Annotated in this window: 20 protein-coding genes and 1 pseudogene; 14 read left to right on the top strand and 7 right to left on the bottom strand. The window is 41.4% G+C overall.

Annotation, left to right across the window (positions count from 1 at the left end):
- Positions 1–30: 30 nt before the first annotated feature.
- The 4 genes and pseudogenes from CXF65_RS01860 to CXF65_RS01845 form a co-directional block, all read right to left on the bottom strand.
- Positions 31–1,194 (bottom strand): zinc-dependent alcohol dehydrogenase, encoded by a 1,164-nt coding sequence (locus tag CXF65_RS01860; protein ID WP_025645663.1) that lies wholly within the window; start codon positions 1,192–1,194, stop codon positions 31–33.
- Between the two features lie 330 nt (positions 1,195–1,524).
- Positions 1,525–1,716 (bottom strand): annotated as a pseudogene (locus tag CXF65_RS01855) (IS3 family transposase); the annotation flags it as partial.
- Between the two features lie 22 nt (positions 1,717–1,738).
- Positions 1,739–2,512 carry an IS3 family transposase gene (locus CXF65_RS01850; RefSeq protein ID WP_101210834.1) on the bottom strand — a complete coding sequence of 258 codons (774 nt, stop codon included), beginning with the start codon at positions 2,510–2,512 and terminating at the stop codon, positions 1,739–1,741.
- Positions 2,460–2,834 carry a transposase gene (locus tag CXF65_RS01845; RefSeq protein WP_025650489.1) on the bottom strand — a complete coding sequence of 125 codons (375 nt, stop codon included), beginning with the start codon at positions 2,832–2,834 and terminating at the stop codon, positions 2,460–2,462. Before CXF65_RS01845 ends, CXF65_RS01850 begins: the two co-directional genes overlap by 53 nt.
- A gap of 360 nt (positions 2,835–3,194) precedes the next feature.
- Here CXF65_RS01845 and CXF65_RS01840 point away from each other — a divergent pair, with 360 nt between their 5' ends.
- The 6 genes from CXF65_RS01840 to CXF65_RS01815 all read left to right on the top strand — a co-directional run bounded on the left by CXF65_RS01840 (position 3,195) and on the right by CXF65_RS01815 (position 10,186).
- Positions 3,195–4,895: a phosphoethanolamine transferase gene (locus CXF65_RS01840; RefSeq protein WP_101210833.1), complete on the top strand. Its 1,701-nt coding sequence runs from the start codon at positions 3,195–3,197 to the stop codon at positions 4,893–4,895.
- A 44-nt stretch (positions 4,896–4,939) separates the two neighbouring features.
- Entirely contained in the window at positions 4,940–5,626 is a 687-nt protein-coding gene (locus CXF65_RS01835) for a response regulator transcription factor (protein ID WP_101210832.1), read from the top strand.
- 136 nt (positions 5,627–5,762) lie between these two features.
- Positions 5,763–7,019, top strand: a complete 1,257-nt coding sequence (locus CXF65_RS01830; RefSeq protein WP_319823081.1) for a HAMP domain-containing sensor histidine kinase — start codon at positions 5,763–5,765, stop codon at positions 7,017–7,019.
- 767 nt (positions 7,020–7,786) lie between these two features.
- The gene (locus tag CXF65_RS01825) at positions 7,787–8,260 is read left to right on the top strand and encodes a diacylglycerol kinase (protein WP_025653170.1); all 474 of its coding nucleotides are present in this window, start codon (positions 7,787–7,789) and stop codon (positions 8,258–8,260) included.
- 76 nt (positions 8,261–8,336) lie between these two features.
- Complete coding sequence (locus CXF65_RS01820) at positions 8,337–9,104, top strand: PAP2 family lipid A phosphatase (protein ID WP_101210830.1); 768 nt, start codon at positions 8,337–8,339, stop codon at positions 9,102–9,104.
- A gap of 281 nt (positions 9,105–9,385) precedes the next feature.
- Positions 9,386–10,186 carry a hypothetical protein gene (locus CXF65_RS01815; protein ID WP_101210829.1) on the top strand — a complete coding sequence of 267 codons (801 nt, stop codon included), beginning with the start codon at positions 9,386–9,388 and terminating at the stop codon, positions 10,184–10,186.
- 202 nt (positions 10,187–10,388) lie between these two features.
- Here CXF65_RS01815 and CXF65_RS01810 read toward each other — a convergent pair whose 3' ends face one another.
- From CXF65_RS01810 to CXF65_RS01800, 3 genes are all read right to left on the bottom strand, one after another.
- On the bottom strand, positions 10,389–11,267 hold the full coding sequence (locus tag CXF65_RS01810) for a sterol desaturase family protein (protein ID WP_101210828.1): 879 nt from the start codon (positions 11,265–11,267) through the stop codon (positions 10,389–10,391).
- Between the two features lie 482 nt (positions 11,268–11,749).
- The gene (locus CXF65_RS01805) at positions 11,750–13,312 is read right to left on the bottom strand and encodes an ATP-binding protein (protein ID WP_101210827.1); all 1,563 of its coding nucleotides are present in this window, start codon (positions 13,310–13,312) and stop codon (positions 11,750–11,752) included.
- Between the two features lie 13 nt (positions 13,313–13,325).
- A complete protein-coding gene (locus tag CXF65_RS01800; RefSeq protein WP_101210826.1) occupies positions 13,326–14,057 on the bottom strand; it encodes a heavy metal response regulator transcription factor in 732 nt (243 codons plus the stop codon).
- 300 nt (positions 14,058–14,357) lie between these two features.
- Between CXF65_RS01800 and CXF65_RS01795 the strand changes: the two genes are divergently transcribed.
- The 8 genes from CXF65_RS01795 (at position 14,358) to CXF65_RS01760 (ending at position 20,554) form a co-directional block, all read left to right on the top strand.
- On the top strand, positions 14,358–14,684 hold the full coding sequence (locus CXF65_RS01795) for a hypothetical protein (RefSeq protein ID WP_025653165.1): 327 nt from the start codon (positions 14,358–14,360) through the stop codon (positions 14,682–14,684).
- A 139-nt stretch (positions 14,685–14,823) separates the two neighbouring features.
- Positions 14,824–15,090 (top strand): hypothetical protein, encoded by a 267-nt coding sequence (locus CXF65_RS01790; RefSeq protein ID WP_025653164.1) that lies wholly within the window; start codon positions 14,824–14,826, stop codon positions 15,088–15,090.
- 176 nt (positions 15,091–15,266) lie between these two features.
- Positions 15,267–15,542: a hypothetical protein gene (locus CXF65_RS01785; RefSeq protein ID WP_025653163.1), complete on the top strand. Its 276-nt coding sequence runs from the start codon at positions 15,267–15,269 to the stop codon at positions 15,540–15,542.
- A 108-nt stretch (positions 15,543–15,650) separates the two neighbouring features.
- Positions 15,651–16,271 (top strand): c-type cytochrome, encoded by a 621-nt coding sequence (locus CXF65_RS01780; protein ID WP_025653162.1) that lies wholly within the window; start codon positions 15,651–15,653, stop codon positions 16,269–16,271.
- Positions 16,272–16,401: 130 nt separating this feature from the next.
- Positions 16,402–17,070 carry a DUF411 domain-containing protein gene (locus CXF65_RS01775; RefSeq protein ID WP_025653161.1) on the top strand — a complete coding sequence of 223 codons (669 nt, stop codon included), beginning with the start codon at positions 16,402–16,404 and terminating at the stop codon, positions 17,068–17,070.
- 108 nt (positions 17,071–17,178) lie between these two features.
- Entirely contained in the window at positions 17,179–18,882 is a 1,704-nt protein-coding gene (locus tag CXF65_RS01770) for a copper resistance system multicopper oxidase (RefSeq protein WP_101210825.1), read from the top strand.
- 25 nt (positions 18,883–18,907) lie between these two features.
- Positions 18,908–19,996 carry a copper resistance protein B gene (locus tag CXF65_RS01765; protein ID WP_101210824.1) on the top strand — a complete coding sequence of 363 codons (1,089 nt, stop codon included), beginning with the start codon at positions 18,908–18,910 and terminating at the stop codon, positions 19,994–19,996.
- Positions 19,997–20,047: 51 nt separating this feature from the next.
- Positions 20,048–20,554, top strand: coding sequence for a DUF305 domain-containing protein (locus CXF65_RS01760; protein WP_101210823.1), 507 nt, complete (start codon positions 20,048–20,050; stop codon positions 20,552–20,554).
- Positions 20,555–20,562: the final 8 nt, after the last annotated feature.

Genomic DNA, 20,562 nt, shown 5'->3' with positions numbered 1-20,562 from the left:
ATGTTAAAAGTAAAGGGTAAATTTGAAAAATTAAGGAGTTAAAATGACTTTACGACATTCTTCTTCACGCTTTTCGAAAATTTCATAACCTTTAGCAGCGTCAGACAAATTCATACGGTGAGTAATAATAGCTTCAGGTGATAAATCACCATTTTCAATATACTCTAATAATTGTGGTAAATACTTGTGTACATGGGTTTGGCCCATTTTGAAAGTAAGCCCTTTATCAAAAGCGTCACCAAATAAGAAACCATGAATGGGTCCTGCATACACACCAGGAACACTAACGACCCCGCCACGACGCACAGCTGCAATACATTGACGTAAAGCTGCACCACTTGACCCTTCAATTTTCAAATTGGTCATTATTGTTTCTAGCATACTGCCTTTGGCTTCAAAGCCAATCGCATCAATAACGCCGTCAACGCCGCGATGTCCTTTGGTCTGTTCAATGATGAATTCAGCAGCATCTACCTTATCGAAATTAACCGGAATAGCCCCGTACGTATCTTTGGCATACTGCAAACGGTAGTCATTATGATCTACCACGAAGATCTGCTCAGCGCCTAACATTTTGGCACAAGCTGCTGATAACAACCCCACAGGACCCGCACCATAAATAGCTACAGTTGAACCTTTAGTAATATTGGCATTAGTCACGGCCTGCCAAGCAGTTGGTAAAATATCTGATAAAAATAAAACCTTCTCATCTGACAGTGAGCCATTTACTTTGAACGGATTAAAATTACCTTTAGGAACCCGTACAAATTCTGCTTGTCCACCAGGAATCCCACCATATAAATGGCTAAAACCAAATAAAGCAGCCGGTGGCGGAATTATTTTTTTATTAATAGCAGCGCCTGGGCCTGTATTTGTAGTCTCACAAGCGGACATTAGGTCATGCTGACAGAAAAAGCAGTTACCACATGCAATAACAAAAGGAATAACAACTCTATCGCCTTTTTTAACAGCAGTGACTTCAGATCCTACTTCTTCAACTACACCCATAAACTCATGACCGAAGATATCGCCTTCCTCGGTTGCAGGCATTTTGCCACGATATAAGTGTAAATCTGAGCCACAAATTGCAGTTGCAGTCACACGTAAAATAACATCATCTTTTTCTTGCAGTTTAGGCTCTGGGACATTGTCCACTCGCACATCTTTAGCACCGTGGTAAGTTAAAGCACGCATAATTTCTCCAATTAAGTAAAGATTGCAAAATCTCGATAAACCAATAATCTGTGATAATACAAGATGAAAGTTATTAGAATCAGTGGTTTATGTTATCTAAGTTAAGTATTACTCAATTATATTAGCACCTTGAAAATCGAGATTTATAATCAACGTGTGTTAAAAAGGTTGCGTGTTGTAAGTAAAAAATTGTAGTGGTCAACTAATTTAGGACACTAATAAAATTCAAACCTACATCGCCATTCCTTATAACCCTGAGTTGAGAACGGATAATAATTATAAGCGTTGAGGCAACTTTTATGACCGCCAAGATCTGTTTATAGTGGTCAACTAATTTAGGACACCTTCTAAGAGGTTTTTATTAAAGTAACGTTTTTCTGTTTCTACTGGTGTTAAATAATTGTTGAAGCTATGCGGTCTCACGGTTTGATAGTAGCCCCAGATATAATCACTAATGGCGCTCGATGCTTCAGCGATATCCTCGTAACCGCCCTTTGGCATCCACTCGGTTTTAAAGCTCCTAAAGAAGCGTTCAGTTGGCGCGTTATCCCATGAGCGAGGATTGGCAAAGCACTGCTTTGCCCGAGTGCAAGGCGGAGGGCTGTGCCCGTAGTGGGTTTCCTTTGCGGCTCATACTTTGTGCCATACCGTCGCAATCAGCTATCGCGTCAACGAACTCTTTACTGGTGTAATGCGTGCCTTGGTCAGAGTGGAACAGCACACCGCTTGGTTTAAGGCGAGTCTGATACGCCATCTTTAGCGCTGATGCGGTCAAGGTGCTATTAGGTGAATCGAATACGCTAAAGCCAACCACACGGCGAGCAAACAAGTCTAAAACAACCGCTAAGTAGCACCAGCCACCTTTGATACGGATGTAGGTCACATCGCCTGTCCAGACTTGATTAGGCGCATCTGGGTTAAAGTTTCGGTCTAAAAGGTTGTCATAGGTTCTATGCGCCTCGTCAGCGTGTTTGTATTTGTGGGTCTTGAGCTGGCAGCTGACTAAACCCATTCGCTCCATAAGCTTAGTCGCTAAGTAACGCGTTAGCTTAATGCCATACTCGTTAGCTAAAATGGCAACTATAGTCCGAGCCCCTGCTGATTGCTTTGAGTCGTTGAATATTTGGCGTATTAAAGACTGGAGTTTGACTCGCTCAACATCAATAGGCTTAGTCTTAATACCATAGTAGTAACTACTTCTAACCACATCAAACAAGTCACACAGCTTCTTCTTACTTAATCTTTTGTCCTGCTCTGCCAGCTTTTTAATCAACGATAGACGTTGAGGTTGTCCGATGCCAGCAGAGCTGAAGCCCACTCGAGCATAGCTCTCCCCTTGCGTCGGGGCGAAGCAGTGCTTCGCTTAATCCCTCCTCATTTAGAATGTCTTTCTCTATCTTAAGCTGTCTGACTTCTCGCTCAAGCTCTTGTATGCGACGCTGATCATCAGTTAATGCTAGACCTTTAGTTGGACGAACGCCTTGCTGCTCTTTTTTATACTTGCGTACCCAGTTGTCTAAGGTTGAGATGCCGATGCCTAAAGACTCGGCTACTTCTGCAACTTTGCGATTGTGATCAACCACTAAGCTAATGGCTTCTAATTTGAATTCTCGGGTATATTCTCTACGTTTGGTAGTCATACTGTATTCCTTCTTTGGGGTAGTATAACCTCTTATAAGCTGTCCAATTTTATTATGCCACTACAGTCTGTTGAACATTCAAATATTAGGACTGCGCATTGTCTAAAAAATAGCCACTGCCAGTGCCACATTTGAATGTTCAACAGACCCTAAGCAAACTGTGAATACTTAGAGTTAATACTATCGATAGAATTGCCTAAATCAGAAATGTAACCAACACTACTATCTCATTGTTCAGTCTAATGAATCCTGATACCCATTCAAACTATCCCTTAATCCAACTGTCTTAACGTCTTCTTAACAGAGCACTTGTTATCGTAAGGAATTGCATTCCTTATCATTCTGTTGAGAAGCCCCACTATGTCAACCTCTCAAGCACTTAGCACCGATATTACCAAAGCCAGTACTAAAAAAAGCTATCGACGCAATCTCTTTAATCGTGAGATCAATCTCAGTTATTTGATTATCATCGTGGCTCTTTATATAGTCGCTACTGCGAATTTTGGTTTTTTTACACAAGTGCTAAGTATCTATCCTGTTAGCACTAATATTGGTTTTATCATTTCGATCATAGGCTTGTTGTTAGGCTTGATGTGGCTGATCTTTCAGTTGTTGTGCTATCGACCCATTGCAAAGCCAGTGCTCATCGCTATGGTATTGATAGCGGCTGTATGTGGTTATTTTACAGACGCTTACGGTACGATATTTGATCGTAGTATGCTGATCAACAGTATGCAGACCGATCGAGCAGAAGCGATGGGGCTGATGTCGCTAAGTTTTTTTATTCGGGTATTTCTGCTAGGTGTTGTACCCGCTGTTCTTATTGCAAAGATTCGTATCAAACGAGTGCCTTTACGTCGAGCATTATTGCAAAGGAGCGCGACTTTAATCTTGTCTGTCGCTTTAATAGCCGTCGCTCTACTACCTTTTGGGGATCAATACGCGACCTTTTTTCGTCAACATAAAATGGTTCGCAGCTACGCCAATCCCATTACTCCTATTTACTCTGTCATCAAATTGGGTACCGATTACGTCGATGAATTACGTCGTCCTGACACCTTGATAGCACATGCGACAGATGCCAAACGTCTCACTGCTACTGCGGGAACTAACGCTGCAAAACCTAAACTCATGGTCTTTGTCGTCGGTGAAACCGTTCGCGCCGATCACATTGGTCTTAATGGCTATAAGCGCGATACGATGCCTCTTTTAGCTAACCAGCCAGACATTTATAGCTTCAAAAATGCCACCTCTTGCGGCACTTCTACCGCTTATTCTGTACCTTGTATGTTCAGTTATGCCAGTCGAGAAAACTATAATGATAATAATTCGGACTACAACGAGAACGTATTAGATACTCTACATAAGCAAGGCGTCAATGTTGTGTGGCGAGACAATAATTCGAGCTCTAAAGGGGTGGCTGATAGAGTGACCTTTGAAAATTACAGGACAGCTGATATCAATCCAAATTGTGATGTTGAGTGTCGTGACATTGGTATGTTAAACGGTTTTGATACTTTAGTTAAGTCAGATACAAGGGTAAAATCGGACGTACCAGCTAAAGACACGCTTATTTTATTGCATCAAATGGGCAACCATGGTCCTGCGTACTACAAACGTTATCCTAAAGAATTTGAAGTGTATCAGCCAGTATGTATGACTAACGAGCTGTCCAAGTGCGATGATCAGTCCGTCATCAATGGTTATGACAATGCCATTCGTTATACTGATTACTTTTTAAATAACGTTATTGATACGCTAAAAACTTATGAGCAGGATTATGATGTGACGATGGTATATATCAGCGATCATGGAGAAAGCTTGGGTGAAAATAACATCTACTTGCATGGTTTACCCTATGCCATAGCGCCCGATGCTCAAAAGCAGGTACCCGTCATTATCTGGTCACCTACTACCAACAATATTGATAAAAGCAGCCTTGCTAGTATGATTGATCAGCCGGTATCACACGATTTTATTACCCCGACTTTACTTAATTTTTTCGGTATTACGACTGACGAAGTAGCAGCAGCGCCGACATTTTTTAAGTCTGTCTATTAAGATTTTAGCGCTAAGCACTGCTGACATTTATGCATGAGATAACTATGTACAAAATACTTATTATTGAAGACAACCCAGATATCGTGGCCAATATTTATGCTTTTTTTGAGCCTAAAGGCTTTGCATTAGACAATGCGCATAACGGCATTAGTGGCTTAACACTGGCTTCGAACAATCGCTACGACGTTATCTTATTGGATGTCATGCTACCAGGTATGGATGGTACAAAACTGTGCAAAAAACTCAGAGAAGACTTCCACAACAAAACCCCTGTATTGATGCTAACTGCTCGCGATACGATTTTGGATAAAGTTGCAGGCTTCGATAGTGGCGCTGATGATTATTTGGTCAAGCCCTTCTCACTCGTTGAGCTAGAATCTCGCATCAAAGCGCTTATACGTCGCCATCAAGACGACCATTTTCATCACAGTATCAATATCGGCAAATTGTCCTTGAATACAGAGGAACACACGATTACCCGAGAAGGCAAAGCGTTAAAACTGACGCCAACAGGGTTTAAAATATTAGAAGCTTTGATGAATGCGTCGCCCCGAGTCGTCAGTAAAAGCGAATTGGAGGAAAAGGTATGGGGTGAGGATATTCCTAGTAGCGATGCACTGCGTACCCATATGCACAGTGTGCGTGCACAAGTCGATAAGCCGTTTGCTGACATTATGATAGTGACGGTGCCTGGTGTTGGTTATCAGATTATTGACCCAGATAAAGTGTAAAATCTGTTTACTACCTTTACTACCTTTGCCACTACGAAGTGATGCTATGTTCAGAATTGACTCTATCGTTAACAAGTTTCGAATATCATACTTTTTATTTGCCGTACTACTTTGCGCGACTTTCGTCAGCATTTTTATGTATGCTGAGACCACGATGGAGAAAGAGCTGGTAAAAGCACGCCTACTGCAACAGTTAGAGCTGAGTCAAGAAAAGCAAGGTGAGCAACCCGTTTATGTCGCAGATCCGGGTATCAAAATTTACCGCTATGATACTGCGCCTGAAGATTTGAAAACTATGGCCGATGATAAAGTGCAAGAAACCTCTGTCACGGTTAAAACTAAAACAGGTACGACCAGAACCAACCTGCACTTCTTTGCTTATCAGCAAAATAAACAGAAATTTATTTTGACTTACTTAGAAGACAGAGAAATGGTATTGGCAAACTACCCTGTTTTAGCCATCTTTGAACATCTAGAAGACATCTTTGCCAATGCCTTGAGAGTGGCTGTTATTTTAAGCTTGCTGATTGCCATCATATTCTCTCAGCTATCCTCAAAGCAGATTACTAAGCCGCTACTAGATCTAAAACAAGCGGTAGAAAACGATCACCAAAATTTAACCGAATTGACTCATTTGCCGTCGGAGGTTGGCGTCTTAGCACGAGCGATTTATCAGAAAAACCATAAGTTAGAGCAGTACCTCAAACGTGAGCAGCTATTTACCGGCGATGTAAGCCACGAATTGCGCACGCCTTTAACGATTATTATGGGTGCGTCAGAAGTACTGGCCTCCCAATTAGCAAGCGATCACTATTTGAGTGAATTTACTGAGCGCATTAGTACGACTGCTAAAGAAACCTCCGAGATTATCAGCGCGTTGTTACTCCTCTCGCGCGCCCCTGAAAAACTGGACGCACCGCAAACTTCTATTAATAACATCGCTGTCAATGAATTAGAGCGCTTAAAGTATCTGCTGCGTTATAAAACGGTGACTTATACCGTAGTCGCTGAACAAGAGTATTCTGCTAATGTGCGCCCTGAACTGTTAAAAATGGCGCTGGGTAATCTGATTAAGAATGCCTTTCAATACACAGATGATGGTGAAGTCAAAGTCACTATTGATGCAGAAAAAATAACGGTCACCGATACAGGCCTAGGCATTCCCGAGTCTATGATGCCGTTGCTGTATGAGAGATTTGAGCGTTTAGATCAGCAGAATGATAGCACTCCATTATCTACAGATTTACTGGCTGACGATTATGCGAGCTATAAAGTTGAGGGTACAGGACTGGGTCTTAGCATCGTGCAGCGCATCATGACGCATATGGGCTGGCAACTGACCCATCAAGCCAATACCACAGGCGGCAGTACCTTTAGTATTTATTATAAATAACGATGACAGTGGCATAATTTTCATTAAAAAATGAGTGTACCCATAATGGCACTTACCTTAAATGTCCTCTTCAACCTTGATAGAAAGCAACGGCTGATACCATCATAAAACTAGAAAATTTTGAATTTCAGATTATTATTACCCCGCTAAAATAATGCTTAGTAATCTAGAGCGTGTCTTCAATTCACTCGATAGTCATCTAAATGGGCTAAAAATGGCTAAATCTTGCCAAACATCGTCAAATAGCTTGTTAATATCCCGATATTATCTACGCTATTTTTCTTGTTTGACGGCAATTTATCTCATTTTTATCGCTATTTCTGAAATGAAGACACGCCCTAATTAAAAGTATTTTATCTTAACGCTTTCTTAACAGCGCTAAGCACATACTGATACCCAAGTGCTAACCAGTGCCCTCCTACACTGGGATCATCACAACAATAATTATATCGGTGATTGCACTTTTTATTATATTTTCGCTTTTATTGTATTTTCACTCTAACTTCAATCAGCAGCAGTAGCCGATACCCTAGTAAAATTAGGTGTCAGCTACTGCTTTTTAGCAGGTGCAATCTATAGTCAAAATCTCCTAAAAATGCCACGGTATTGCTGATGTATGGGTCATACTTCAAACGAGGTTAACGCAGTAATACTTTTATAGTGGAATGACTATAGATGGGCGATGCCTTAACGCTTTCTTAACACGCTTCATCATATACTTAAGATATGCCAGCCACTCTAATCTAAATGACCAGTAAGCAACTAATATGAATAACCTCAAACCTATTACTCTCGATCACGATGCCGCACATCCTGATTATAAAAATCAGCCAGTATCTGGTGATTTTCTTGTAGTAGATAGCTTTGCGAGTAATGCTAAAGGTAAAACAGGTTTGGCGCGTATTTTAAAAGCCACAGGATATTCTATAGATGGTTTTAAAGCGGCTTATCAGTTTGAAGCAGCGTTTAGGCAAGTTTTTTGGCTCAATCTCGTATTATTCATAGCCATTATATTTATGCCTTTTAATATCGGTATAAAAATGATGCTGGTGGTTGCTTCCTTTTTATCCCTCATTGTTGAGTTGATTAATACAGGTATTGAAGCCAGTGTCGATCATACCTCAACCGAGCAACATCCCTTAGCAAAAATAGCCAAAGATGTCGGCTCTGCTGCCCAGTTTTTAGCGTTATTACTGCTGTTTGTGTTGTGGATAATGGCCTTAATAAACCTGTTATTTTGAATAAAACATCAGTTTTATAGCTTAAGCGTTTGCAAATTAATAAACGACAACTTAATAAATTGAGTAAGGCGCCTCAATGACTCTAAAAAATAACCTGACCGATTGGATGTGGCTGAAGCTCCTTTGCTTGACCATTATTGCCGCTCTAACCTTTGAGCACAGCCAGTTTGATATTCGTATTAGTGAGCTTTTCTATACCAACGGTCAGTGGCTCCTCCAAAAAGGTGCTCAGCCTTACGCTTTTATCTTTTATGATGGACCTAAAGCGCTATTAATCTTCTCAGCTATCTACTTAATCACGATTTTAATTATCAAATACAGACAACCTTCGAGCAATACTTCTACCATCCATTATGGCAAGCTCGACAGATTTATTATTCCTTTATCGGTTCGTGAAATAAGTTATCTGCTGACTATTCTTATCGTCGTACCTTCTAGCATTGCACTCTTAAAAGGAGTCACCCATGTCAGTTGTCCCAATCATTTGACACTGTTTGGTGGCGAGCTTCCTTATCTAGATATTTGGCAAAATATAGTCGCGAATACGCCTGCCAAGTGCTTCCCAGCCGCTCACGCTAGCGCAGGATTTTCTTTGTATGGTTTAGCATTCTTACCCACTTTGCATAAGTACCGCTATAGAATATTTGAAATAGTGACTGTCTTAGGCTGGACAATGGGGATGTATAAAATGCTGTTTGGTGATCATTTTTTTAGCCACACATTGGTATCAATGCTGCTTTCACTAACAATTAGCTGTGCGCTTGCCAGCGTGTTTTTTAAACGAACGGCTCATCACAAAGCTCACAACCTTACTTTAAGCAGCACAGTTGATTCAGTCAAATAGCTATTATAGTCATTCCACTATAAAAGTATTACTGCGTTAACCTCGCTTGAAGTATCACATATACATCTACACTTGGTTGCCTTGTACTACTTTTACATTGAATCGACTATAGCACAAACTCGCTCAAGCCTTCTGCCCTATAATTTATAGGGTTTTTTTGTCAAAAAATTTTAATGAATTTAGAAGGCCCTATCTTGACACTTTCTTAACACCTCTATTGATAATTTAGTCACGTCAACAATATGACATTAAATTTGCTTATCGACAGAGTGAATCCACACATGAATACAACCTTAAATACTCAATACCCATCCACCGCTGCAGATAATGATTCTCTATTAAATACTTTGTCCAAAGTTCCAGAGGTTACCCTGCTTTTTTGGATAATCAAAGTGGCTGCTACGACACTTGGTGAGACGGCAGGCGACGCCTTATCCATGTCGCTCAACCTAGGCTACATCGTCAGTACTGGTATATTCGCTGTGCTATTTGGCATAGCGGTTGCCACTCAAATTAAAGCCAATTCGTTTAATAAATGGTTGTATTGGACGACGATTATTGCGACAACGACATTAGGCACAACGATAGCAGATTACGTGACGAGATCACTAGGAATTGGCTACGCTGGCGGCTCAGCGTTACTGGTAGCGCTACTTGGGGTATGTTTAGTCATATGGCAAAAAACGATGGGCAGCATTGCCGTCGATAGTATTAGCAAGCCCAAAGCAGAGGTGTTTTACTGGACGACCATTATGTTTTCGCAGACGCTTGGTACAGCACTTGGTGACTGGGTCGCAGATACCAAAGGCATGGGCTATACAACGAGTGCCATCATCTTTGGCTCTTTATTAGCACTTATTGCTGTGATGCATTTCGGTACGAAAATATCAAAAACGCTGCTATTTTGGAGTGCTTTCGTTTTAACTCGGCCTTTAGGAGCTGTACTAGGTGACTTTTTAGACAAGCCTATCGATCATGGTGGTCTGGCATTGAGTCGCTTTGGCGCTTCGGCAGCGCTGTTAGGATTTATCATTGTCTGTTTATTAATCTTTAAACAACGGGCTAGTACAAAGGCTCATTGATATAAAGAAACCTACCTGAAAATGTGAGATGCCAGTAGATACTGCATGCTTATAGTCAAGGAATTTTAGAATCGCTACAAGGCGACCGACCGCAGATAGTACACTGAGTACCTCTAGAGCGGGTAACACCGTAGCGGTTTAAAAGTGCTCTGACTATATTATGAATCAGGCCGTATCGTGCTTTCAAATGAGTGCTTATACTTTAAGGCTTACTAGCACCTAACGATGTTGCTGTCTTTTTGTTCTTTTGTGCCTGCAACTCACCTTGCTCTATTTCTAACGGCGTTAAGCCCTGCTTTTTCGCTTTTAAATACCGTAAATAGGCAGGGATATGCGTTTTACCTAAATATTTATCCAAATAAGGTAAAAAGCCAGCATAGTTGCCTTTGAATTTGGCATGATGGAAGTCGTGATAGATAGGCCCTTGATAGATAGGCCCTTGATACATAGGCAACAAATGCACAGGATTCCAAGGAATATCATAACCAATGTGTCCATCCGCCCCTTCGACCTGACGTAGAATGACCCACATCCAAACCACATAGATATGCGCGCCTAGCAAGATAGGCCCAACCAAGGTGAGCGTCGCGGTCAATGAATACTCAATCCAGTGCATGTAATTACCATTGATACCGCAGGTATTACGAATGCGATGATGGACGCTATGAATATGCCGCAACAACCATTTATTCTCATGCATATAGTGATGCATCCAGTAGTATAAAAAATCATCAAGTAGCACAAAAAATATCAATTGCGCGATGATAATATACCAAACAGGCAGTGTGCCTTTGTGGACGCCAGTCAACTGCAATAGTGGCCAACTAACCACTAATAACGCCGCCAAAATAAGGTTGTTGACCACGATACGACCAATCGAAGGCAACAGGAATTTCTTCATCTCGAACGGTTTTTGTTGAATCTTGTATTTGCGTAAAGACAGCGGATCTAACCAAGCCACCACCGTCCATGGAATGGCTACCACCAAAAAAGCTGCCATACTAATGGCAAGAGTCGCCATAGGAAATTGCCAAAACCAAAGGTTGTTGTAAAACCCTTGCCAATACGAAAACACATCCATATGTCACCTATTGTCTTAAAGTAGCCGAGCTGTTGCTCACTACCAATTGCTGTACTGTTTTAATAGCTATAGTCAAAATATCCTAAAAACGCGACGCTATTGCTGATATCAATTTTTTGTCGCCTCTGTCTGCGCAGGCACAGCAAGCAAGAAAAATGGATATCAGCAGTGCCTGATGGTTCGATATTACTTTTCACTGACTATACACTGTTTTAATAGTAGCAGTGGTCAAGCAAGACACCCTAAACCGAGAATGGCTAATAAGTATGTTACCTTAAAACACTATAACATTTGTTGATTATATAAGCGGTCATTTAGGCTGTTGCTAAGCTTATCAGCGCCGACTAAAACGATTTTTTGACTGGTAAAACCCTCAACACGTCAAGCCTCTAACGTGTTTTTAAGACAGCGTTTCACTTCAATCACTCCGATTATTTCGATTATTTCGATATTAAACACCAATCCGTTCTTCAGAGTAACCATCAAGCAATCAACAACTCTACCGCCACTTCAAAAATATACTCATCTCTGATGGTGATACTCACCCTACCTTTATGAGCATTGGCGATAGCCTGCACTATAGACAACCCTAAACCTGTCCCTGAATGCTGGCTGCTGCTTTTGTCGTGACGATAGAATCTCTCAAATAATTTATCGGCATCACTTTGACTTAACGGTTTTTCTAAGTGATTCGTCAAGGTGATTTTTAACCAAGATTGCGTTGAGATTTGATTATGGTTCTTTGCCATATTGAGAGTGTCAGCTGTATAAAAAGCATCAGCCGTATTAAGAGCAAGAGTATCGGAGACAGCACTCAAGGGAACGCTGGTGGCTGATATAGCGATAACACTGTCACTGGCCGCATAATAAATGGCATTTGACATGAGATTGGCAAACAGCCGTTGCAATAAGCCTTCATCCCCTAATACCGTTTTAAAATCTCCTGATTTCGAAAAAGTTATGTCACGATCTTCGGCAATCATTTCATAGTAGTCTGTGAGCTTGGTGATTAAGTTTTCGGTATCTACTCGACTCACTTGCGAGTCACTCAGCCCTTTTTGGGTTTTTGCCAGTAGCAACATATTATTGATCATGGCTGATAACTGCTCAAGCGTATCGTGCTGATGATGCAATTGCTCAATGTATTCCTCATCCTTTCGCGGCTTATTCAACATCACTTGCGTTTGTGTACTCAGCGTCGCTATTGGCGTGCGTAGCTCATGAGCGATATTGTCCGAAAACCGTGACAATGACTCAAAGTTACTTTCGAGCTTGACCATCATAGCGTTATAAGATTCCGCGAGCGGCCTTAGTTCCAATGGCATATCACTAACGATGACACGCTCATCCAACCTTTCAGGATTAATGCCTTTCATCTTTTGAATAATAGTTGCCAAAGGTGCAAAACCCCAATAGACGCTCAATGCCGCTATGGAAACCAGCAGTAAGGTAATCGCAAATAAAATCATACTGAGCTGGCGATTAAACTGTAATAAATACTGATGATGCACGTCGATCGGTAAGGCGATAAGCGCGAGCATATTACTGTCTTCAATAATCATCGCCCGATAGCGTCTGTCATTGATATTAATGACAAACTGCTGATCGTCATTATCCTGCTGCAATGACCATAAGTTAAAATCTACGCTGAGCTCATTGGCAAAGTTGCTAGGGGTACTCGATAGTAGGCGTCCCTCTTTGTCAGCAATGATGGTCTTTAAATCGTAATCTTGCTGAGAAGAATGTAGATGGTTAGCGCTTTCTGTTGCCGTTGAAAGAAGTGGCTTTTCAGAAAGTGGGTTTATAGAAGATGGCGAGCTTAGTAGGTTTTGAGACGTTAGCCGGTCATCAGAGTCTGTTGCTCGCTTACGTAAATTAAAAGCTGCGTGGGTAATAATCTCAGCATCCATTTGTTCAAAATGCCCTTTGACAGAGCGCTGTACCCAAATATAGATGATGACTTGTGAGACGACCACGAATATCGTTAGTAAAAACACCGTACGCCATAAAAGCGGTAAGCGGCGGTTATCAAATTTATATCTCATGTTACTTGGCTTCTTACTTAGCGGCAGAATGTTGCGCTTCAATACTATGGTGCGCAGTGGTATCGCTATCGACAGCATCTAATCGGTAGCCCATGCCCCGTACAGTGTGTATCAACTTTATAGTGTAGCTATCATCTATTTTTATTCGCAGACGTCTTATCGCTACATCGATCACATTGGTATCATTATCGAAGTTCATGTCCCACACTTGCGAGGCGATGACCGAACGTGGCAGCACTTCCCCTCTGCGCTCCAGCATGAATTGTAATAAGGAAAACTCTTTCGCAGTCAGTTTAATAGGAGTACCTCCTCTATGCACAGTGCGCTTGGCAATGTCCATCTTAAGGTCTGCTATTTGCATGAGCGTACTTTTATAATCCGATTGATTGGCGCGTCTTAATAAGCTTTTTATGCGAACGATTAATTCTGCAAAAGCAAAAGGCTTGGTCAGATAATCATCACCACCAATCTCAATCCCTTTTATTTTGTCACTTAGATCATCTTTCGCCGTTAGAAACAGTACGGGCGTATGCTTGCCTGCAGCTCGGTAATTACGTACCAGCTCAAAGCCACTGACGTCAGGCAGCATGACATCCATGAGTATCACACTAAATTCTTCAGTCATTAAGGCATGATAGCCATCCAAGCCTGTCAGGTGATGGTCAACAATAAACCCCGCTTCCGTTAGCCCTTTCTTTATATACTCTCCAAGTTTTTTCTCATCTTCTATCAATAGCACTTTCATAGTTTTTCCACCTAATGTCATTATAGTTATCAATAAAGTCTATCAAGCCCTTTGTCATAAACGATTGCTTTGGATAAAAGTATATTCTGACGCCTAATATTAAGAGAAGAAAGATGACAAAGTTGTATTGTTTATGACAAACATGTCATGTCTCAGTCATCAAGCTGTCAGTCACCATTTAGTATTATAAATCAACGCTACATAGAAGCTCTTCTATAATACAGATAGATTCTATAAATTCAGCGGTTATTTTAATTAGACATTCTATTACTCATCTACTCATCTTTAAAAGGACTTCACATGAAAAATTATAGTTCACTCAAAAAAGCGGTACTACTATCAGCATCGATGCTTATCGGTGTAACAGCGGCTAATGCGCATACGACCAATCTAAGCACTTCAATTATCGATAGCTGCGATAACGTTACCAAGTTTGCTAAAAACCTAGATCACAATAATGCAAATGTATCGGATGCTGAAATGAAAAGCTATATCGATGCTAGAGTTGCTTGTGAAGTTCAGCATCAAGATCAGCACTTGCAGTCTGAAAAGGATTTCGTGAACAAATATGGTCGCGATCGCGATAGAAGCCCTCAAGTCATACTAAAGGATTCTATTAAGAATTAAAATCTAGAAACGTTAAGATGACAATATTGTAATCTTATTGTCATCTACCAGTCAGAAAGAATAAGGTATCATCTAAACCAATTTAACAGTCTTGACATTAAACAGACTCAGGCGTTAATAAAATAAATAGGAATTAATTATGTCATTATCTAAATCAATCGCTGCCACTGCTGTAGCTCTAATCCTTTCAACCTCAGCTATGGCGCATTCTCCAGAGATGCATGCGAAAAAAGATAGTATGAGTTGTGAAAAGATGGAGAAAAACATGCAAATGATGGAAAAAATGCAAAAAATGGATCATAGCAAGATGGACATGAACGACCCTGCCATGAAAGCTATGATGGCGAATATGGGCAAAATGAAGCAAATGCATGAAAAGAATTGCGCTACCAAGGACCAAGGATAATAACTCTGATAGTCACAGCGCTTCTAAGTAAATCTAGCTTCGATAAATGACGAGTCAAGTTCAACCACAAGCTTTGTTGGGCTTGACCTCATTAAATACTAAACTAATTTTAACAGCAGTAGACTTTAAACAGATTCAGGCGTTAACAACTTTCAATAAATAAATAGGAATTAATTATGTTGCAATTTAAATTACTGTCTAAATCAATCGCTGCCACTGCTGTAGCTCTAATCGTTTCAACTTCAGCTATGGCGCATTCTCCAGAGATGCATGCACAAAAAGATAACATGAACTGTGAAAAGATGGAAAAAAACATGAAAATGATGGAAAAAATGGATCATAGCAAAATGAATATGGATGATCCTGCCATGAAGTCAATGATGGCGAACGTAGGTAAAATGAAGCAAATGTACCAAAAGCATTGTGTCACTAGTGACAATGATTCTAAGTAAATCTGACAGCGCTAGATAAAGAGTCAGGGTCAACTATTAAAACTCGTAGACCCTGACTCTATCAAATACTAAACTAATTTTAACAGCAATAGACTTTAGGACAGACATATGAAATTTTTATGGGGTGCGCTTTTTACCGTGTTTGTGGCAATCGTTGGGGTCTTTGCAGTTGTTAGCAGTGGTATTGTGAATATCGGTGCAGATCAAGGGCATACCCCACTGGTTTATAATTTTTTAGAGACGGCTCGCACGCGCTCTATAGCAAATGCTAGTAAAGATATTGTAGTGCCAGATCTAAAACAAGTGGATATGATCAGCTCTGGTGGTGCAGACTACAAAGATATGTGTGCAGGTTGTCACTTGGCTCCTGATGTAGAAAAAACAGATCTAAGCGAGTATCTGTATCCGCGTCCGCCTAATTTTACTAAGGCTGAAGTTGTCGCGCGTTATGATAATAAAGCGGGGGCACAACAGAACTTTTGGGCGATCAAACACGGTATCATGGCCTCTGGTATGCCAGCATGGGGCGCAACCCATGATGACGATAGAATGTGGGCGATGGTGGCTTTTATTAGAACGCTACCTGAACTAAATGCCGACCAATATACAATGCTCACCACAAGATTTAATAGCGATATGATGGACATGGATATGAATGATATGGACATGGAGATGATGGACGCAGATATGATGGATATGTCGGGTGAAGGTGCTGAGATGCAGCATTAATTGTTGAATAAAAAACGCAGTGCTAGGTAGTACTGCTTTTTAGGCTTTAAAGCTTGCTCGTATTACTTCATTTAGTGGTCGGGCGTGATTTTCTAAAATACTCAATAATCAAACGCTCAGGAGTGGTTTTATGGGACGCTATACTAATATATTCACTAGTGGACATAACCGGGTATCAGGTCGTGTCCTTTTATTGTTAACGGCATCCTCACTATCGTTAACACTAGCTGCTTGCAGCCAAGCTAATACTAGCGCCTCTGATTCAGAGACAGCACAACCAAAAGAGGCTGTTGTTGCTACGCAAACAGCACAAGAAGCTGAAGTTGCTACGCAAGAAGTAGAAAAAGCTGAAGTTGCACCGATTATGACCCCCGTAACCACTCAGTCCACGTTACTCAAAAATGTCTCAGCAACGGTTTATAAAGATCCAAACTGTGGCTGTTGTAAAGACTGGGTAAGCTATGCAAAAGATAATGGTCTAAGTGCAACCACGCAGCACCCTAAAGACTTGTCCTTATTTAAAGATCGTTACGGCGTACCAAAGGAAATGCGCGCTTGTCATACCACAGTGACAACCGATGGCTATGTGTTTGAAGGTCACGTTCCTGCCAAATATATGGCACAGTTCTTAGAAAACCCACCGGTACAAGCGATTGGACTTGCCGTACCCGGTATGCCAGTGGGTAGCCCTGGCATGAAATATCAGGATAAATTCATGCCGTATAAAGTCATGCAATTGAACAAAGATGGCAGCACAGAAATATATGCTACTATTGAGTCTCCAGCTCAGCAACTGTAAATTTAGTTTTACTTAAATAGTGTTTTAGTTAACTTACTGGTAAGTTATTGATGTATTATTAAAATACAGGCTTAAATACCATCTCGTAAAATAAATTAGGTCAACATTATGAATAATAAGAACATGTTTAACCGCAGGCGTTTCTTGACAGGGTCATCCACCTTGCTTGGAGCGTCAATGCTATCCACGCTGCCATCCATTGCTAATAGTGCGCTAAGCAAAGGTCAGCAAAACGTTGTCGTCAATAGTGATAAAGCCGATCATGTCGTCCCTATCTTGACGGGTAATGAGTTTGACCTTTACGTCAGCGAAAAGATGATTACGGTTAATGGTAAGTCAAGTATGGCGACGCTCATTAATGACTCATTGCCAGCGCCGACGCTTAAGATGCAAGAAGGCGATACGGTCATCATCCGTGTCCATAATCAACTGAATGAGTCGACCTCTATTCATTGGCACGGCTTGCTCGTTCCGTTCGAGATGGACGGCGTGCCTGGCATCAGCTTCGATGGTATTCCTGCCAATAGTACGTTTACTTATAAATTCAAACTCAAGCAATCGGGTACTTATTGGTATCACTCGCACACGGGCTTTCAAGAACAGACCGGTATGCGCGGTGCTATCGTCGTTGAGGCTAAAGGACGAGAACGTCACCCTATCGCAGAAGACCATGTCATTTTACTTAGTGATTGGACGCACCGTGATCCGCATAATTTATTGAAACTACTAAAGCAGCGTTCTGACTTTGATAACTATCATCTGCCAGACTTCAAAAAGCTGTTGTCCGATATTGCCGCCACAGATATGAAAACTGCTTTTGATAAGCGTAAAATGTGGAACAAGATGCGCATGATGCCGACAGATTTTACAGATCTGTCTGGTGAAAACACCTTTACCTACCTTATGAATGGCAAAACGACAGCCGCTAATTGGTCGCAACTGGTCAAAGCTGGACAGCCGGTCAAACTACGCTTCATTAATGGCTCGGCACAGACGATATTTGATGTGCGTATACCGGGTCTCAAAATGACCATCGTCTCAACGGATGGTAATGATGTCGCGCCTGTCGATGTTGATGATTTTCGTATTGGTGTTGCCGAGACTTATGATGTCATCGTTACGCCTACCAAAGATGCGCATACGATATTTGCTCAAAACATAGATCGTTCAGGTTTTGTTGCCACTACGCTTGCTACCAAAAAAGGGGCTCGTGCTGCGATACCAGCGATGGATAAAATCGAGTGGCTCACCATGGCAGATATGATGGGAGCTATGGGTGCGAATGGCTATGACGCCAAGCACGCCAAAACAGAATATGACTTTAAGTCCGATATGCGCGTAGATAGTCCGCGTACGAATATCGATGATCCAGGCATTAACCTGCGTAAGATTAATAGAAAAGTTTTGACTTATAGTCAATTGAACTCTGTCGGCGATGAAATAATGGCTGAACAGCGCAAACCTACCAGAGAGATTGAAATACATTTAACGGGTGCTATGGAACGCTATATTTGGGCCATGGATGGTGTTATGTTCAAGGACGCACCGCCAGTCAATATCAAGCCAAACGAGCGAGTGCGTATTACCTTAGTCAATGACACTATGATGAACCATCCTATGCACTTACATGGTATGTGGAGTGATGTGCGTGCGCCTAATGGTGATTTTCAGGTACGCAAGCATACCTTTGTGATGCAACCGGCACAGAAAATTAGCTTTGATGTGACAGGAGAGGCTGGTCGATGGGCATGGCATTGCCATCTGCTCTATCACATGGAAGCCGGTATGTTTAGAGAAGTTGCTGTTGTTTAATAAACCTTTGAATATGAGCCTTATTATGAAAAAATATAAAGTAGGTCTATCGTTTATTGGCATGTCATCTTTGCTACTACTAATGTCACCTTTAGCAAACGCTGCTGAGATGTCGAATATGGATCACAGTAGCATGGACATGTCCGGAATGGATATGTCAGGTATGGACATGTCGGGTGATATGTCAGGTATGGACATGTCGGGTGATATGTCAGGTATGGACATGTCGGGTGATATGTCAGAGATGGACATGTCGGGTGATATGTCAGAGATGGATCATAGCAAAATGGACATGTCGAATATGGATCACAGTGGTATGGATATGTCAGGCGATATGTCGGGCATGGACATGGCAGGTATGGATCATGGAAGTATGAGTATGGATACGGCTAGTATGCAAGGTGGCGATGCTCCAGCCGATGCTCGTAGTTCAGATTACTCTAATGGTGTTACCTATGGACAATATGATAAGCCGGTAATGATGGGTAGTGCACCATTATGGGGCGTGTCAGTAGAAACCTTAGGCTATCAGTTTGAGGACGATCAAATCGATTTTGAAGCTGAAGGATGGTATGGCACTGATAGCAATCGTGTCACTCTACGCAGTGAGGGTAGTGCCCAAACTGAAGGTGATAAAGAAATCGATAGTCTGACCTCGCTCGCTTACTGGAAGCCTCTCGGTATCTATTGGAACGGAGAAGCAGGTGTCGCTTATAATACTGAAAACGATAAGTCCGCAATCATGGCTGGCATTGTCGGTACAGCGCCGTACTTTGTTGAGACTGACGCTAGAGCCTACGTATATACTGATGGACAAGTCCAGCTTGATCTTGGTACAGCGTACGAGTGGCGCTTAGCTCAGCGTTGGATTGTCAGACCAGAAGTGCAGTTGACTGCTTTCAGTAAAGATGATACTGACAACGGTATTACTAAAGGTTTTAATGAGCTTGAAACTGAAGTTCGGTTAGCTTATGAAACCCTAAGTCGTCAATTATCACCCTACGTTGGTTTTAGTTATGCATCAGCCTTAGGGGATGCACGAGACTTACGCCGCCAAGAAAACGTAGCCGTTGACTCTAGTAGTGTAACCGCTGGCGTAATGTTCTGGTTCTAAATTATAAAATGTCCATTATACCAATATTGTTAAATTTAAAGAGGTCACATTATGAATACTGCTAACAATGCTGCTAACAATGGGAATATGAATCATCAAAGCCATCAACAGGGTATAAATCCTTATGTGAAGTTCACTTTGATGATATTAACATCCACAGTGGTGATGTTTATCATGATGTATTTTAATACCTATAAATTGGATCACGTCTATTTTAGTGAAACCCGAGCTTATATGGCATTGTATATGGGCGCTGTGATGGCCATTATTATGCTCGCCTTTATGAGCAATATGTATAAAAAAACCAAGATAAACTTGATGGTCTATGGGGTTAGTGTGGTGTTATTTGCCTTTGGTCTATGGGGTGTGCGCTCGCAGCAAACTGTCGACCAAGTAGATTGGATGCAAGCCATGATTCCGCATCACTCTATTGCTATTTTGACCAGTGAGCGTGCCGATATAGAAGACCCACGGGTAAGAGAGTTGGCGGATGGCATTATCGAAGCACAAAAGCGTGAAATCGCTGAGATGCAGCAACTTATTGATGAGTTGGAGTAAGCAACCAT

The organism is Psychrobacter sp. Sarcosine-3u-12, from assembly GCF_002836005.1.
Lineage (GTDB): Bacteria > Pseudomonadota > Gammaproteobacteria > Pseudomonadales > Moraxellaceae > Psychrobacter > Psychrobacter okhotskensis.
Note: the sequence above shows the minus strand (reverse complement) of the source record. Positions and strands in the feature narration are given on the sequence as shown.

What these genes read in the sequence shown, in the direction of transcription:
- CXF65_RS01860 (WP_025645663.1), bottom strand. Translation starts at nt 1,194, where the DNA reads ATGCGTGCTTTAACTTACCACGGTGCTAAAGATGTGCGAGTGGACAAT.
- CXF65_RS01845 (WP_025650489.1), bottom strand. Translation starts at nt 2,834, where the DNA reads ATGACTACCAAACGTAGAGAATATACCCGAGAATTCAAATTAGAAGCC.
- CXF65_RS01840 (WP_101210833.1), top strand. Translation starts at nt 3,195, where the DNA reads ATGTCAACCTCTCAAGCACTTAGCACCGATATTACCAAAGCCAGTACT.
- CXF65_RS01835 (WP_101210832.1), top strand. Translation starts at nt 4,940, where the DNA reads ATGTACAAAATACTTATTATTGAAGACAACCCAGATATCGTGGCCAAT.
- CXF65_RS01830 (WP_319823081.1), top strand. Translation starts at nt 5,763, where the DNA reads ATGTATGCTGAGACCACGATGGAGAAAGAGCTGGTAAAAGCACGCCTA.
- CXF65_RS01825 (WP_025653170.1), top strand. Translation starts at nt 7,787, where the DNA reads ATGAATAACCTCAAACCTATTACTCTCGATCACGATGCCGCACATCCT.
- CXF65_RS01820 (WP_101210830.1), top strand. Translation starts at nt 8,337, where the DNA reads ATGACTCTAAAAAATAACCTGACCGATTGGATGTGGCTGAAGCTCCTT.
- CXF65_RS01815 (WP_101210829.1), top strand. Translation starts at nt 9,386, where the DNA reads ATGAATACAACCTTAAATACTCAATACCCATCCACCGCTGCAGATAAT.
- CXF65_RS01810 (WP_101210828.1), bottom strand. Translation starts at nt 11,267, where the DNA reads ATGGATGTGTTTTCGTATTGGCAAGGGTTTTACAACAACCTTTGGTTT.
- CXF65_RS01805 (WP_101210827.1), bottom strand. Translation starts at nt 13,312, where the DNA reads ATGAGATATAAATTTGATAACCGCCGCTTACCGCTTTTATGGCGTACG.
- CXF65_RS01800 (WP_101210826.1), bottom strand. Translation starts at nt 14,057, where the DNA reads ATGAAAGTGCTATTGATAGAAGATGAGAAAAAACTTGGAGAGTATATA.
- CXF65_RS01795 (WP_025653165.1), top strand. Translation starts at nt 14,358, where the DNA reads ATGAAAAATTATAGTTCACTCAAAAAAGCGGTACTACTATCAGCATCG.
- CXF65_RS01790 (WP_025653164.1), top strand. Translation starts at nt 14,824, where the DNA reads ATGTCATTATCTAAATCAATCGCTGCCACTGCTGTAGCTCTAATCCTT.
- CXF65_RS01785 (WP_025653163.1), top strand. Translation starts at nt 15,267, where the DNA reads ATGTTGCAATTTAAATTACTGTCTAAATCAATCGCTGCCACTGCTGTA.
- CXF65_RS01780 (WP_025653162.1), top strand. Translation starts at nt 15,651, where the DNA reads ATGAAATTTTTATGGGGTGCGCTTTTTACCGTGTTTGTGGCAATCGTT.
- CXF65_RS01775 (WP_025653161.1), top strand. Translation starts at nt 16,402, where the DNA reads ATGGGACGCTATACTAATATATTCACTAGTGGACATAACCGGGTATCA.
- CXF65_RS01770 (WP_101210825.1), top strand. Translation starts at nt 17,179, where the DNA reads ATGAATAATAAGAACATGTTTAACCGCAGGCGTTTCTTGACAGGGTCA.
- CXF65_RS01765 (WP_101210824.1), top strand. Translation starts at nt 18,908, where the DNA reads ATGAAAAAATATAAAGTAGGTCTATCGTTTATTGGCATGTCATCTTTG.
- CXF65_RS01760 (WP_101210823.1), top strand. Translation starts at nt 20,048, where the DNA reads ATGAATACTGCTAACAATGCTGCTAACAATGGGAATATGAATCATCAA.